The sequence below is a fragment of the Streptomyces cylindrosporus genome (assembly GCF_022698165.1).
Classification (GTDB): Bacteria; Actinomycetota; Actinomycetes; order Streptomycetales; family Streptomycetaceae; genus Streptomyces; species Streptomyces cylindrosporus.
Window position 1 is genome coordinate 415,081 of sequence record NZ_JALDAY010000003.1, and the last position, 14,502, is coordinate 429,582.

Genomic DNA, 14,502 nt, shown 5'->3' on the forward strand with positions numbered 1-14,502 from the left:
GGTACGCACCGTTGCTGCAATCCCTCCCATGAAGGAACACCGCATCGCCCTGATCCCCGGAGACGGCATCGGCACCGAGGTCGTCCCCGCGGCCTGCCGGGTGCTCGACGCCGTCGCCGCCCGCCACGGCATCGCCCTCGCCTACGACACCTTCGACTGGTCCTGCGAGCGCTATCTCGCCGAGGGCGCGATGATGCCGGCCGACGGCCTCGACCTGATCCGCGGGCACGACGCGATCCTGCTAGGCGCGGTCGGCTACCCCGGGGTCCCGGACCATGTCTCGCTGTGGGGCCTGCTGATCCCCATCCGGCGCGGCTTCCAGCAGTACGTGAACCTGCGCCCGATCCGCGTCTTCGAGGGCGTGCCCAGCCCGCTGCGCGAGGCCCGGCCGGGCGACGTGGACTTCGTCGTCGTACGGGAGAACGTCGAGGGCGAGTACGGCGAGATCGGCGGGCGGCTGTACCGCGGCCTACCGGAGGAGACGGCCGTGCAGGAGGCGGTGTTCACCCGCAAGGGCGTGACCCGGGTCGTGGACCACGCGTTCGAGCTGGCCGCCGGCCGGTCAGGACGGCTGACCTCGGCGACGAAGTCCAACGGGATCGTGCACACGATGCCCTTCTGGGACGAACTCGTCGCCGAGCGCGGCGCCCTGCACCCGGGCGTGACGTGGGACCAGGAGCACATCGACGCGCTGGCCGCGAAGTTCGTGCTCGACCCGGGCCGCTTCGACGTCGTCGTCGCCTCCAACCTGTTCGGCGACATCCTCAGCGACCTCGCGGCGGCGATCGCCGGCAGCATCGGCATCGCCCCCGCCGCCAACCTCAACCCCGAACGGGACTTCCCCTCCATGTTCGAGCCCGTGCACGGCTCGGCCCCCGACATCGCCGGGCGCGGCATGGCCAACCCGCTCGGCGCGATCTGGTCCGCCGCGATGATGCTGGACCACCTCGGCCACCCCGAGGCGGCCGGCGCCGTCACGGACGCGATCGGCACCCTCCTGTCCACGACCCGGCTGCGCACCCCGGACCTCGGCGGCACGGCGACGACGGCCGAGTTCACGGCCGGCCTGATCGACCTGCTGTGACCGGGCCACGGCTACCGCGCCGGCGGCCCGAGGGGAGATCCCTCCACACGGTTCACACAGTGCGGAAGTTGAACGTGTGATCATCCACACCCGCTCCACGATTGCGCCGCCGGCCGCGGCACGGCAGAGTGTTCCAACCGCCGGGGCCCGCAAGCGAGTTGCCTGCACCACTCACTGCACGGCCCTTCGGACGAACCGGAAGGAAAGCGCGTGAGCCCGATATCCGTGCGGGGTCTGGCGGCGGCCTCCGCCACCGCGGTGACCGCCGTCGGCAGCGTCGTCGGCGTGGCCTCCAGCAGCACGGCACAGCCCCATGACGCCGAGGCGACGGCGGCCGACATCACGCTCCTCGCGGACATTCCCGCGGGCCGGCAGGCCCAGGTGCAGACCGCGTCGCTGACGCGGCAGGCCGACGCACAGGCCGTCCAGGCGGACGCGAGCGCGCGCAAGGACGCGGAGGAGGCCGCCCGCAAGGCCGCCGCGAGGACCGCGACGCAGAAGAAGGAAGCGGCCGAGAAGGCGAAGCAGGAGGCAGAGGCCAAGTCCGCCCAGGGCTCCTCGGGTTCCGCACCGGTCTCGCTCCAGCCGTCGTACACCACCGCGCAGATCAAGGCGATGGCCGCGTCGATCGTGCCGGCCGGCCAGTTCCAGTGCTTCAGCAACATCGTGGAACGCGAGTCCGGCTGGAACTACCTGGCCGTCAACCCCTCCTCCGGCGCCTACGGCCTCGTCCAGGCGCTCCCCGGCTCGAAGATGTCCTCGGTCGGCGCCGACTGGCAGACCAACCCGGCCACCCAGATCAAGTGGGGCCTCAACTACATGAACAGCGCCTACGGAAGCCCCTGCGGAGCCTGGTCCTTCTGGCAGACGCACCACGCGTACTGAGGCCCCGCGATCAGCCCTCGTCCTCCGTCAGCCGCAGCGAGATGCTGTTGATGCAGTACCGCTGGTCCGTCGGCGTCGGATAGCCCTCGCCCTCGAAGACATGCCCGAGGTGCGACCCGCACCGGGCGCACCGCACCTCGGTGCGCACCATGCCGTGGGAGCGGTCCTCGATCAGCTCCACCGCGTCGCTGTCCTTGGGGTCGTAGAAGGATGGCCAGCCGCAGTGGGACTCGAACTTCGTGGTGGAGGTGAAGAGTTCGGCACCGCAGGCGCGACAGGAGTAGACGCCCTTGGTCTTGGTGTCGGTGTACTCACCGGTGAAGGCGGGCTCCGTCGCGGCCTGCCGCAGCACCGCGTACTCGGCCGGCGTCAGCTCCGCACGCCACTGCTCGTCCGGCTTCTCGACGTCGTACGACATGAAGCTCAGCCCCTTTACTTCGCGAGACGGTCCAGGATGCGCGGGCCGAGGTCCGTGACGTCGCCCGCGCCCATGGTGAGAACGAGATCACCGGCCTTCGCCATTCCCGCCACCACGTCCGGCACCTCCGCCTTGCCGTGGACCGCCGTCACGTCCGCGCCGGCGGCCCGCGCCGCCTCGATGATCAGCTCGCTCGTGACGCCCGGGATCGGGTCCTCGCGGGCCGGGTAGATGTCGAGGACGACCGAGGCGTCCGCGAGGGCCAGGGCCTGGCCCATCTCCTTGCCGAGTTCCTGCGTGCGCGAGAACAGGTGCGGCTGGAAGACGACGAGGATGCGCGAGTCGCCCGCCGCCGCGCGCATCGCCTCCAGGTCGGCCGTCATCTCGGTCGGGTGGTGGGCGTAGGAGTCGATGACCTGGACGCCGGCCGCCTCGCCCTTCAGCTGGAGGCGCCGCTTCACCCCGGTGTACGCGGCCAGCGCCGGCGCCAGCTCCGCGGCCGGGACGCCCAGCGCGACGCCCGCGGCGAGGGCGGCGACCGCGTTGTGCGCGTAGTGGCGGCCGGGCACGGAGACCGTGAAGGTGAGCTCCGTGCCGTCCAGCAGGACGGTGACCTCGCTCTTGAGGCCCTGCGGGACGACGGACAGGACGCGCACGTCGGCGTCCGCGGCTTCGCCGTACGACACCGTCCGCACCGAGCCGGCCAGGCGCCGGGTCAGTTCGCGCGCGCCCTCGTGGTCGGCGGAGATCACCAGCGTGCCGCCGGGCACGATCTTCCCGGCGAACGTCTCGAAGGACTCGTAGATCGCGTCCATGGACGCGTAGTTGGCGTGGTGGTCGAGCTCGACGTTGAGGACGATCGCGACCTCGGGCGCGTACTTGTGGAAGCTGCGGTCCGACTCGTCCGCCTCGGCGACGAAGATCTCGCCCTCGCCGTGCAGCGCGTTGGAACCGGGCACGTCCAGGTCGCCGCCGATCGCGTACGACGGGTTCAGCCCGAGCTCGGACAGCGACACCGCCAGCATCGAGGTCGTCGTCGTCTTGCCGTGCGTGCCGGCGACGGCGATCGGCCGCAGGCCGTCCATCAGCGCGGCCAGCGCGTCCGACCGGTGCACCACCGGGACGCCCAGCTCGGCCGCGCGCGCCAGCTCCGGGTTGTCCTGGCGGATCGCCGACGACACAACGACACAGCTCGCGTCGTCGGCGAGGTGCTCCGCCGCGTGCCCGATGTGCACGGTGGCGCCCAGCGCGCGCAGTGCCGCCGCGGTCTCGGACTCCTTGGCGTCACTCCCGGCGACCTTCGCACCGCGCTGGGCGAGGATCTTGGCGATCCCGGACATCCCGGCCCCGCCGATGCCGATGAAGTGCGGTCGGTCCATGGCGGGGGGAAGGCCGGGTGCCATGTATGTCTCCCTGTGCGTGGTGCGACGGCGTACGTTCAGCGGCCCAGCCTATTGCCTACGCCTTGCTGTGCGAGAACAGCTTCAGCACCGGCACCCCGACCTTGTGCCGAGCCCGCGAGGCCCAGTCCCGGTGGAAGAACTCCTCCACGTAATGGGGATCCGTCAGCACGATCACCTCGTCCGCGCCGATCTCCTCCACCAGCGCCTTGAGCGCGTCCAGCGGATGATCCTCGATCAGTCTCCCCTCGGCCTCGTGGCCCGCCGCGCGCAGCGCCTGCAACGACACCTCCAGCGCCCGCTCCCCGAAGTCCTTCGCCGCCTCACCCTCGGGAACCTCCCGCTCCCGGGCCGCCTCGTCGAGTTCTCCGAGCGCGACGTCGTCGATGGCCCGCAGCAGGCGGTCGGCCTGGTCGCCGCGCGGCTGGAGGAGTACGTGGAAGGACACCCCCTCGTCGCCGTGCAGGGTGGTGACGAAGTCCACGTCTGCGGACGTCAGGGCCTTCTCGATCATCAATACGCTTGTGAACACCGGGCGCCCCTTCTGCGGAAACCATCCTGCCCCGTCACGTCACGGGGACTGCGAGATTCAGTGTGCCCGCCGCGAGCTAAGCGGAACTGTAGATTCCGCCGACTCAGGGACCGGCGGGACCGCTGAACGAATTTCAAGTGCGCTGGTAGCGGCTGAAGAGGAAGCCCTCCTCCTCCAGCAGGGACACCAGTGCGAACCGTTGCGGAACCGGAACCGACGGCCCGCCCGCGATGCGCTGCGCGTCGCCCGCGGTGAGCATCGGCGCCACGGTGAGACAGAGCTCGTCGAGCACCCCGGCGGCGACCATCTGGCCCAGCAGCCGGGGCCCGCCCTCGGTCAGCAGCCGGGTGTGCCCGAGCTCGCCGAGGGCCTGCACGGCACGTACGGGATCCACGCCCATCCCGTCGCCGGCGATCACCACGCGGGCGCCCGACTTCTCGGCGGCGGCCAGCCGGTCGGGGGCCGCCGCGGCGCCGGTGAGGATCAGCGTGGGGACGACCGGCGAGGTGAAGAGCGGAAGCGCGAAGTCCAGGTCCAGGCTCGCCGTGACCACCGCGATCGCCGGCGCCTGCGCCTGTCCGGCCGCCTCCCGCGCGGGCTGGAACTCCGCACGCGCGCGTGCCGGCCGGTAACCCTCCTGGCGTACCGTTTCCGCACCGACGATCACGACGTCCGCCAGAGCCCGCAGGGTGCCGAAGATCCGCATGTCGGTCGCGTTGGAGATGGGCTGCGACTTCCCGTCGTGCTGCGCGGCCCCGTCCAGCGTGGACACCATGTTCCCGCGCAGCCAGGGCACCGGCCGCCCGCCCGCGGTCGGCTCGGGATAGGCGTACGCGGCAGCGAGCTCACCCAGGCTCCACTCGCGGTCGGCCTGAAGCACCGCTCCGGGCCCCTCGTCACCGCCCCCCTCCCCGGAGGGGCTCGGCACTGTCTGGTCGGTCACAGGGAACAGGCGTCGCATGTCGTGCAGTGTTCCACGACGCTTAGCATGGGTAACCGTGTCGTCCTCGCCTTCCGCTCCCGGCCTCAGTCCGATAGCCGACGCGGCCCCGCTGTCGCTGTGCGCCCGTGCCCCGCATGTCCCCGCGGACCGGCTGGTCGCCGAGATGGTGCCGCCGCCGCGCTTCGACTCGGTGCGCTTCAGCACGTACATCCCGGACCCGAACCAGCCCAGCCAGACCGAGGCCGTACGGGTCCTGGAGGGCTTCGCGGGCGGCCTCGGCGGGGCGCACTCCGTCGGTGGCGGCAAGCGCGGCTTCTTCGGGTTCGGCAAGGCGAAGGCACCGAAGACGCCGGCCGGCCCGCGCGGTGTCTACCTCGACGGCGGGTACGGCGTCGGCAAGACCCACCTGCTCGCCTCCCTGTGGCACGCCACACCGGCCGAGCCCGCGCTCAAGGCCTTCGGCACCTTCGTCGAGCTGACCAACCTCGTCGGCGCCCTCGGCTTCCAGCAGACGGTGCAGACCCTCTCCGGTCACCGGCTGCTCTGCATCGACGAGTTCGAGCTCGACGACCCCGGCGACACCGTCCTCGTCTCGACGCTGCTCGGCCGGCTGGTCGACGCGGGCGTCGCCCTGGCGGCCACCTCCAACACGCTGCCCGGCAAGCTCGGCGAGGGCCGTTTCGCGGCCGCCGACTTCCTGCGCGAGATCCAGGGCCTGTCCGCCCACTTCCGCCCCCTGCGCATCGACGGCGAGGACTACCGCCACCGCGGCCTGCCCAAGGCGCCGGAGCCGTTCACCGACGAGCAGGTGACCAGGGCGGCGTACGCCACCGAGGGCGCCTCGCTCGACGCCTTCCCGCTCCTCCTCGACCACCTCTCCAAGGTGCACCCCAGCCGCTACGGCGCCCTGACGGACGGCCTGAAGGCGGTCTGCCTCACCGACGTGCAGCCGGTGCCCGACCAGTCGACGGCCCTGCGCCTGGTCGTCCTCGCGGACCGGCTCTACGACCGTGAAGTCCCGGTCCTGGCCTCGGGGTCGGCCTTCGACGAGCTCTTCGGCGAGGAGATGCTGAACGGCGGCTACCGCAAGAAGTACTTCCGCGCGATATCCCGGCTCACCGCGCTCGCACGGGACGGCGAGAAGCTCCTCGGCACCGACTAGGACACCAGCCGGAACACCGACTGGATCGCGCCAACCCACCAGCGCATTTCAGGCTCTCTTCAACCCGAAACGCTAAGTTAACCCTGCAAACAACTTTGCAGGGTTAACGTGTTTCTTGACCAGCGATTGACCATCCCTTGGTCGGCACGAGAAGCGCGGACGGCATGAAGGGGGGCGCATGTTCCGAGGTACGACGACCCGGACCGCCGTTTCCCTCCTGGCCGCCGTCCTGCTCGCCCTCCAACTCTTCGCGCCGACCGCCTCCTTCGCAGCCGCGCACACATCCCGTCATGCCGTGGCCAAGGACCTGCCCGGAACCAAACCATCCGGCAAGGCCCTGCGTGACGAGTCGGCCACACACCGCGACTGCGGCCACTCCGGGGACCCGACCGGGCCCCTGCGCACCCGCGACCGGCACGCGACCCCCGGTTTCACCTTCGACGAACCCGAGCGCCAACTCCTCGCGCAGGACCCGGCGTCCGTCCACGAACCGGTCGCGCCCAGCGCCCTTCATCTGTCGAGACCCTCGACAGCGCACTCTCCGGCGGCACTTCAGGTCTTCCGCTGCTGAGAGAGCCGAGCAGAACAGAGCAGTTCACCCACCCTGTCCTGCCCACACCGACGCGCCCCCCACGGCGCGCCAGGAGGAGTCACCACATCATGCAGCCCCTCATCGACAACGCCCGTACGTTCGGACAGCGCCCTGAGGAGTTCGCCAAACTCGCCGAAGGCCAGTCCCCGCAGGTGCTGTTCATCACCTGCTCCGACTCCAGGGTCGTACCGGCCCTGATCACCGGCGCCCGCCCGGGCGAGCTCTTCGAGCTGCGCACCGCGGGCAACATCGTCCCGCCGTACGCCTCGCAGCACCCCACCAGCGAGGCGGCCACCATCGAGTACGCCGTGGAGGTCCTCGGCGTGCGCGACATCGTGGTCTGCGGACACTCCCACTGCGGCGCCGTCGGCGCCCTGGTGCGCGGCGACGACCTGACCGCCGTACCCGCCGTGCGCGACTGGCTGGCGAACGCCACGCCGCGCCCGGCCGGCACCGTCGAGGACCCCACCGTGGCCGAGGGCGTGCAGAACCACGTCCTGGCGCAGGTGCTGCGCCTGCGGTCGTACCCCTTCATCGACAAGAAGCTGACGGACGGTCAACTCACCCTGCACGCCTGGTACTACGAGGTGCACACCGGCAGGGTGCACGCCCACCGCGCCGAGACCGACGCGTTCGAGGGCCTGTGATCGGGATGATGACCGTGATGTCGAGGAACCCTCATCTGCGGCAGGACTTCGCCGCCTCCCTGGTCGTCTTCCTGGTCGCGCTCCCGCTGTGCGTGGGCGTGGCCGTCGCCTCCGGTGTCCCGGCCGAACTGGGCCTGGTCACCGGGATCGTGGGCGGCATCGTCACCGGGCTGATGCGCGGCAGCAGCCTGCAGGTCTCCGGGCCGGCGGCCGGTCTGACCGTGCTGGTCTTCGAGGCCGTCAGGGAGTTCGGACTCCCGGCCCTCGGCGTGATCGTGCTGGCCACCGGGGTGCTCCAGATCCTCATGGGCGTCCTGAAGCTGGGCCGCTGGTTCCGGGCCATCTCCGTCTCGGTGGTCGAGGGCATGCTGGCCGGCATCGGCCTCGTACTGATCGCCGGACAGCTCTACTCGATGGCCGACGCGAAGGCCCCGGCCTCGGGGCTGGACAAGATAGCCCAGCTGCCCGGCGCGCTGTTCGACGCGTTCGGGAAGACGGACGCGCTGGCCTCACTCGGGCTCGGCGCGGGCACCATCGCCGTACTCGTGCTGTGGAAGCGGACGCCGAAGCAGCTGCGCACCGTCCCCGGGCCGCTCGCGGCCGTGGCCCTGGCGACCCTCACCGCGCTGCTGTTCTCCCTCCCGGTCGCCACCGTCGAGGTCAAGGGCCTGCTGAGCTCCGTCCAGCCGCCCCCGCTGGGCGCCTTCGCGGATCTCGCGAGCGTGGGCCTGCTCGGCACGATCGTCGCGTTCACGCTGATCGCGTCCGCCGAGTCCCTGTTCAGCGCGGCGGCCGTGGACCGGCTGCACGACGGCCCGCGCACCGAGTACGACAGGGAGCTGGTCGCGCAGGGCGCGGGCAACGCGCTGTGCGGTGTGCTCGGCGCGCTGCCGATGACCGCCGTGATCGTGCGCAGCGCGGCGAACGTGCAGGCGGGCGCGCGGACGAAGGCGTCCCGGGTCATGCACGGCGTGTGGCTGCTGCTCTTCGCGGCCCTGCTGCCGGGCGTCCTCGCCTACATCCCGATCCCGGCCCTCGCGGGTGTCCTCGTCTACTCCGGCGCCAAGCTGATCCCCGTACGCGGGATCGTGTCGCTGTGGCGCGAGCACCGCGGCGAGGCGCTGATCCTGGTCGTCACGGCCGTGTCGATCGTCGCGGTCAGCATGTTCGAGGGCGTGCTCATCGGACTGGCCCTCGCGGTCGCGAAGACCGCGTGGGAGGCCTCGCACATCAGGCTGGAGGTCATCGACAAGGGCGCGGGCCCGGTCCAGGCGTACCTGGCGGGCAACGCGACCTTCCTGCGGCTGCCGAAGATCCTCGACAGCCTGGAGGCACTGCCCCAGGACCGCCCGGTGGAGCTGGACCTCTCCGGCCTGCACCACCTCGACCACGCCTGCCGCACCGCCCTGGAGAACTGGGCCGAGCGGCACAGCGCGGTCGGCACCGAGCCGGTGCGGCTGACCGCCGCGTAGACAGCCGGACGCCTTGTCGGCCGGTCCCGGGTTCCGTCGTGGCCCGGGACCGGCCGACGGGCATATCGTTGCAGGAGCAGACATATCGGGCCCCTCCCCGAGGAGGTCGTGATGCTCCCTGAGCTGTTGACGGCGGCCGTGGCGGCCGCATCCGCCGGGGTCGTCTACGCCGCCGCGGCGGCGCGGGTGGTGAAGCAGTACGAGCGCGGGGTGGTCTTCCGGCTCGGGCGGCTCGCCGGGGAGGTGCGGGGACCCGGGTTCACGATGGTCGTTCCGTTCATGGACCGGCTGAGCAAGGTCAACATGCAGATCGTCACGCTGCCGGTCCCGGCCCAGGAGGGCATCACCCGGGACAACGTGACCGTGCGCGTGGACGCCGTCGTCTACTTCAAGGTGGTCGACGCGGCGGCGGCGCTGATCAACGTCGAGGACTACAAGTTCGCCGTCTCCCAGATGGCGCAGACGTCCCTGCGGTCGATCATCGGCAAGAGCGACCTCGACGACCTGCTCTCCAACCGGGAGAAGCTGAACCAGGGCCTGGAGCTGATGATCGACAGCCCGGCCATCGGCTGGGGCGTGCAGATCGACCGGGTGGAGATCAAGGACGTCTCGCTGCCGGACACGATGAAGCGCTCGATGGCCCGGCAGGCGGAGGCCGACCGTGAGCGCCGCGCCCGCATCATCAACGCCGACGCCGAACTACAGGCCTCCAAGAAGCTCGCCGAGGCGGCGAAGGAGATGTCCGAGCAGCCGGCCGCCCTCCAACTGCGCCTGCTGCAGACGGTCGTCGCGGTGGCCGCCGAGAAGAACTCGACGCTGGTCCTCCCCTTCCCCGTGGAGCTGCTGCGTTTCCTGGAAAGGGCGCAGGAGCACCCGCAGGACCACCGCCCGTAGCGCTAGCGTTCCCCCATGGACCGCAGGCTCCTGACCCTGGCCGCGGCGGCCGCCGCTCTCGGACTCGCCGCGGGATGCGGAGACGACGGCGGTGGCGGTACGTCCGTCCCGGCGCCCTCCGCCACCCGGCGGCTCACCGTGTCGAGCCCCGCCTTCACCGAGGGCGGCACGATCCCGCGCCGCTACACCTGCGACGGCGAGGACGTCTCCCCTCCCCTGACCGTCACCGGCGTCCCCGCCGCCACGACCACCCTCGCCGTCCTCCTCCAGGACCCCGACGCCCCGCACGGCACCTTCACCCACTGGCTGCTCTGGAACGCCGACCCGCACCAGACGCGCTGGCCGGCCGGACAACCACCCCAGGGCGCGACCGAGGGCCGCAACGGCTTCAAGAAGACGGGTTACGGCGGCCCCTGCCCGCCCAAGGGCAGCGAGCCCCACCACTACGTCCTCTCGGTCTACGCCGCCGACCGCACCCTCGACCTGCCCTCGACCGCCTCAGCCGACGACGTCAAGCGGGCACTGACCGGCCACACCCTGGCCTCGGGCACCCTGACGGGCCGTTACGGCCGCTGATCCGCAGGACTGGCGACCGCCGCCCGCGCGGCGCAGGATCGAGGCACAGCGCGTTCGAAGGAGTGGCCCGTGGCAGAGCAGGGCAGGACCCGTCTCCGGAAACTGCTGAGGGTGCCGGCCGGCAAGGCCGTCGACCTGGCCGCCCACGACCCGAGATCGACGCCCGGCGGCCCGAAGGACAAGAAGGCGGGTCTGGCCGCCGTCGCCGACATGGGCGAGCACCTCGCCGACCTGCAGGAACGCCTCTGGGCGTCGAGCACCAAGGGTGACCGCCGCCGGATCCTGCTGATCCTTCAGGGCATGGACACCAGCGGCAAGGGCGGCACGGTCAAGCACGTCATCGGCCTGCTCAACCCGTCCGGCTGCCGCATCAAAGCCTTCAAGGCGCCCACACCCGAGGAACGCGAACACCACTTCCTCTGGCGCGTCGAACGGGAACTCCCCCACCCCGGCGAACTGGGCATCTTCGACCGCTCCCACTACGAGGACGTCCTCGTGGGCCGCGTACGCGCACTCGCCCCGCCGGAGGAGATCGAGCAGCGCTACACCGACATCAACCGCTTCGAACAACGCCTGGTCGACGACCGGGTGACCGTCGTCAAGTGCTTCCTGCACATCTCGTACGAGGAGCAGCGCCGCCGCCTCCTGCGCCGCCTCGACCGCCCCGACAAGCACTGGAAGTTCAGCCCCGGCGACATCGACGACCGCGCGCTGTGGCCGTCGTACCAACAGGCCTACGAGATCGCCATGACCCGCTGCTCCACCCCGCACGCCCCCTGGCACCTGATCCCGGCCGACCGCAAGTGGTACCGCAACTGGGCGGTGGGCCACCTCCTCCTGGAACACCTGCAGGCCCTCGACCCGCAGTACCCGAAGCCGGATTTCGACGTGGAGGAGTGCCGCAAACGGCTGCTGGAAGAGGACTGAGGCGCGCCGGTCCCCATTTCGCCTGATTTACCCACTTATCTTCATGCGGTGATCATTCGAGTACGACAAGCAGCCGCCGTCTGCGCGCTCGGCGCCGCGCTCACCGCCTGCGGTGCCCCAGCCGCGCCCCACGCCGCTCGTCCAGCCCCCTCCGCGACCTCCGCCGTCCCGTCCGCGCCGCCGACCCTCGCGCCGGGGCCGGCCGGTGTCACGCCCGTCTTCAAGAACGGGCCCCGCACGCTCGGCAAGGTGGTCGCGTTGACCTTCGACGCCGACATGACCGCGGATCAGGGGGCCCGGGCGGCGGCCGGTGAGCGGTTCGACAATCCGCGGCTCATCGCGGACCTGCGGGCGTTGAAGGTGCCGGCGACCGTGTTCATGACCGGGCGGTGGGCCGAGGAGTACCCGGTGCAGGCCCGGTCCATCGGGCGCGACCCTCTCTTCGAGGTCGCCAACCACTCCTACAGCCACTACGCCTTCACCAGTGACTGCTACGGCCTCCCGACCGTCTCCGCGGACCGGATGCGGGCCGACGTCGAGCGGGCGTACGCCGCCTTCCGCAAGGCGGGGGTGCCGGACGCGATGCCGTACTTCCGTTTCCCCGGCGGCTGTTACGACCGTGCGGCGCTCAAGGCCCTGACCCCGACCGGTGTCACCGCCGTGCAGTGGGACGTGGTGAGCGGGGACGCGTTCGCGACCGACGCCGACGCGGTGGCCCGGCAGGTGCTGGACGGGGTGCGGCCGGGGTCGGTCGTGGTCATGCACTGCACCCGCAGCGCGGCCCCGGCGACCGAGCGGGCCGTGCGGACGATCGTGCCGGAGCTGCGGAAGCAGGGGTACCGGTTCGTGAAGGTGTCCGAGCTGATCGGCGACGCAAGGGCCCGCCGCTGACCGCCGTACGCTGGAGACATGAGCGACGACAGCTACTGCACGATCGGCGACGCCACCACGCCGCCCAGGGCGGACGGCCCGCCGTACGCCGAGTGCGTGCTGTGCCGGGAGCCGACGGAGTACCCGGAGTCGTACAAGGGCATCACCCTGTGCCCGGTCTGCGAGTGGCAGGAGGCACAGCGCACCGCCTGCTCGGGGTGAGCGGCCCGCACTTTAAGGTTGGCCGGTGTGAGCCCTACGCCGACCAGTGACAGTCCCTTCCGGTCCGAGCCGACCGCCCGCGACGAAGCGCCCCAGTTCGTGTTGCCGCTCGTCGTCCGTATCGAGAAGGCGGATCCGCCCGCCCGTACGGACGCTCTCGAGACCGCCGCCCGCGCCGTGCTCGTGATGCTCAGCGATGAGCGGTCCGTGGGGGACGGGGAATGGGCGCAGGTCATGCGGGACTGGCAGGACGCCCGGATCCGGAAGGTCGTGCGGCGGGCCCGGGGGGCCGAGTGGCGGCGGGCCGAGGGGCTGGCCGGGATCACGGTGACCGGGAAGGCGGCCGAGGTACGGGTGTTCCCGCCCGTGCCGCTCGACGGCTGGCCGAAGGACCTGGCGAAGCTCCAGGTGTCCGGGACCGACCTCGACGACCCGGAGCCCCCGGTGGAGGCGGCCCCGGGCGTGCCCGTGCTGTGGCTGAACCCCGAGCTCGACATGTCGGCCGGCAAGGCGATGGCGCAGGCCGGGCACGGCGCCCAACTGGCCTGGTGGGAACTGTCGGACGAGGAGCGCGCGGCCTGGCGCGACGCCGGTTTCCCGCTCGCCGTACGGAACGCCGATCCGGAGCGCTGGCCCGAACTGACCACGAGCGGGCTGCCGTTGGTCCGGGACGCGGGGTTCACGGAGATCGCGCCCGGGTCCTGCACCGTGGTGGCGGACCACCCCGCGTTGCACCGCCGGGGCTGAACCGCGCTCAGCGGCGCAAGGCCGCGAGGGGCTCGGTCCGGGCCGCCCGCATTGCGGGGTACAGGCCCGCGAGCAGGCCGGTGACGGTGCCGAGGAGCGGGGCCGGGAGCACGGCCGCGGGCTGGAGCACGGCCGTCCAGTCGCGGATCACCGCCGTGCACAGCACCGTGGCGACACCCAGGGAGGTGCCGATCAGGCCGCCGAGGGTGCCCAGGGCCGTGGACTCGGTGAGGAACTGGGCGGTGATGTGGCGGGGCCGCGCGCCCAGGGCGCGTCGCAGTCCGATCTCGGCCGTCCGCTCGAGGACAGCGACCAGTGTCGTGTTGGCGATACGCCGCAGCGCCAACGCCTGGCCCCGCAAGCCGAACTCGGCTTCGTCGCCTGCTCCGGCGCCCACACCTGGCAGGTCGACGGGAGTGTCGACACCAGCTACTGGCAGAGCGGTGACATCGCGTCCGGCGATGGCGAGTTCCGGGAGATACCCCAGGTGGACTCGGGTGTCCTCACCAAGGACACGACCCTGGTGACGCTCACCATCGGCGGCAACAACTACGGCGCGTTCGTCAACGCCGTGACGGACTGCGCGGGCCTCGGGGACTGCGCGGGCAGCGACTTCCTCAGCAAGTACGAGGCGCTGATCGACAAGACCAAGGAGGACATCGGCGACACGCTCCGGGCCGTCGCCCAGCAGGCCGAACGCCAAGATCCTCCTGGCCGGCTATCCGGAGATCCTCAGCCGCACGGTCAAGTGCACGGGCTCCTGGTACATCGACGGGGACGAGGCCGCCACGCTGGCGACCCTCGCCAACTACATGGACGCCGCGCAGAAGTCCAAGGTGGACGAGTTGCACGCCGCGGGCTACGACGTGTCCTACGCCGATCCGGTCTCGGCGTTCGTCGGCCACGGCGGCTGCGACAGCGACGAATGGATCAACAAGATCGTGCTCGGGCCCAACGGCGACGGGGACTTCCACGAGGGGGACCCGCACGCCGTGTGCATCGCCATCGCGGGCGTCGGCCAGACCTGTCTGAGCCGCGAGGCCTTCCATCCGAACAACGCGGGCACCACCGGATACGAGCACGTGGTGGAGGCCGCCTTGACCTCCATCGGCTATACGGGAACATGACCGC

Annotated in this window: 17 protein-coding genes and 1 pseudogene; 13 read left to right on the forward strand and 5 right to left on the reverse strand. The window is 71.3% G+C overall.

The features are described from left to right. Positions 1-28: 28 nt before the first annotated feature. A complete protein-coding gene (locus MQP27_RS11240) occupies positions 29-1,084 on the forward strand; it encodes a tartrate dehydrogenase (RefSeq protein WP_242764488.1) in 1,056 nt (351 codons plus the stop codon). Between the two features lie 210 nt (positions 1,085-1,294). Beyond that, positions 1,295-1,969, forward strand: coding sequence for an aggregation-promoting factor C-terminal-like domain-containing protein (locus tag MQP27_RS11245; protein WP_242764490.1), 675 nt, complete (start codon positions 1,295-1,297; stop codon positions 1,967-1,969). A gap of 10 nt (positions 1,970-1,979) precedes the next feature. Here MQP27_RS11245 and msrB read toward each other — a convergent pair whose 3' ends face one another. The 4 genes from msrB to MQP27_RS11265 form a co-directional block, all read right to left on the reverse strand. After that, positions 1,980-2,387 (reverse strand): peptide-methionine (R)-S-oxide reductase MsrB, encoded by a 408-nt coding sequence (gene msrB, locus MQP27_RS11250; protein WP_242764492.1) that lies wholly within the window; start codon positions 2,385-2,387, stop codon positions 1,980-1,982. A 14-nt stretch (positions 2,388-2,401) separates the two neighbouring features. Continuing rightward, positions 2,402-3,790 (reverse strand): UDP-N-acetylmuramate--L-alanine ligase, encoded by a 1,389-nt coding sequence (gene murC / locus MQP27_RS11255; RefSeq protein ID WP_242764494.1) that lies wholly within the window; start codon positions 3,788-3,790, stop codon positions 2,402-2,404. A 55-nt stretch (positions 3,791-3,845) separates the two neighbouring features. Next, positions 3,846-4,319, reverse strand: a complete 474-nt coding sequence (locus tag MQP27_RS11260) for a putative universal stress family protein (protein WP_242764496.1) — start codon at positions 4,317-4,319, stop codon at positions 3,846-3,848. 133 nt (positions 4,320-4,452) lie between these two features. Further along, a complete protein-coding gene (locus tag MQP27_RS11265) occupies positions 4,453-5,280 on the reverse strand; it encodes a pyrimidine reductase family protein (RefSeq protein WP_242764498.1) in 828 nt (275 codons plus the stop codon). Between the two features lie 37 nt (positions 5,281-5,317). Here MQP27_RS11265 and zapE point away from each other — a divergent pair, with 37 nt between their 5' ends. The 10 genes from zapE to MQP27_RS11315 all read left to right on the forward strand — a co-directional run bounded on the left by zapE (position 5,318) and on the right by MQP27_RS11315 (position 13,371). Continuing rightward, positions 5,318-6,424: a cell division protein ZapE gene (gene zapE / locus MQP27_RS11270; protein WP_242764501.1), complete on the forward strand. Its 1,107-nt coding sequence runs from the start codon at positions 5,318-5,320 to the stop codon at positions 6,422-6,424. A gap of 178 nt (positions 6,425-6,602) precedes the next feature. Then, positions 6,603-6,995, forward strand: a complete 393-nt coding sequence (locus tag MQP27_RS11275; protein WP_242764503.1) for a hypothetical protein — start codon at positions 6,603-6,605, stop codon at positions 6,993-6,995. A gap of 89 nt (positions 6,996-7,084) precedes the next feature. Beyond that, positions 7,085-7,663: a carbonic anhydrase gene (locus tag MQP27_RS11280; RefSeq protein ID WP_242764505.1), complete on the forward strand. Its 579-nt coding sequence runs from the start codon at positions 7,085-7,087 to the stop codon at positions 7,661-7,663. Between the two features lie 17 nt (positions 7,664-7,680). After that, positions 7,681-9,135 (forward strand): SulP family inorganic anion transporter, encoded by a 1,455-nt coding sequence (locus MQP27_RS11285; protein ID WP_372511159.1) that lies wholly within the window; start codon positions 7,681-7,683, stop codon positions 9,133-9,135. A gap of 111 nt (positions 9,136-9,246) precedes the next feature. After that, positions 9,247-10,029 (forward strand): slipin family protein, encoded by a 783-nt coding sequence (locus tag MQP27_RS11290; RefSeq protein ID WP_242764509.1) that lies wholly within the window; start codon positions 9,247-9,249, stop codon positions 10,027-10,029. 15 nt (positions 10,030-10,044) lie between these two features. After that, positions 10,045-10,605, forward strand: a complete 561-nt coding sequence (locus tag MQP27_RS11295; protein WP_242764511.1) for a YbhB/YbcL family Raf kinase inhibitor-like protein — start codon at positions 10,045-10,047, stop codon at positions 10,603-10,605. 69 nt (positions 10,606-10,674) lie between these two features. Further along, complete coding sequence (locus tag MQP27_RS11300) at positions 10,675-11,532, forward strand: PPK2 family polyphosphate kinase (protein ID WP_242764513.1); 858 nt, start codon at positions 10,675-10,677, stop codon at positions 11,530-11,532. A gap of 48 nt (positions 11,533-11,580) precedes the next feature. Then, positions 11,581-12,423, forward strand: coding sequence for a polysaccharide deacetylase family protein (locus tag MQP27_RS11305; protein ID WP_242764515.1), 843 nt, complete (start codon positions 11,581-11,583; stop codon positions 12,421-12,423). Between the two features lie 18 nt (positions 12,424-12,441). Continuing rightward, on the forward strand, positions 12,442-12,624 hold the full coding sequence (locus tag MQP27_RS11310) for a hypothetical protein (RefSeq protein ID WP_242764517.1): 183 nt from the start codon (positions 12,442-12,444) through the stop codon (positions 12,622-12,624). 27 nt (positions 12,625-12,651) lie between these two features. Continuing rightward, a complete protein-coding gene (locus tag MQP27_RS11315) occupies positions 12,652-13,371 on the forward strand; it encodes an aminoacyl-tRNA hydrolase (protein WP_242764519.1) in 720 nt (239 codons plus the stop codon). A gap of 7 nt (positions 13,372-13,378) precedes the next feature. Here MQP27_RS11315 and MQP27_RS11320 read toward each other — a convergent pair. Beyond that, positions 13,379-13,702, reverse strand: a pseudogene (locus tag MQP27_RS11320) (ABC transporter permease); the annotation flags it as partial. A 481-nt stretch (positions 13,703-14,183) separates the two neighbouring features. On the opposite strand from MQP27_RS11320, the gene MQP27_RS11325 reads away from it, so the two are divergent. Continuing rightward, a complete protein-coding gene (locus MQP27_RS11325) occupies positions 14,184-14,498 on the forward strand; it encodes an SGNH/GDSL hydrolase family protein (RefSeq protein WP_242764521.1) in 315 nt (104 codons plus the stop codon). Positions 14,499-14,502: the final 4 nt, after the last annotated feature.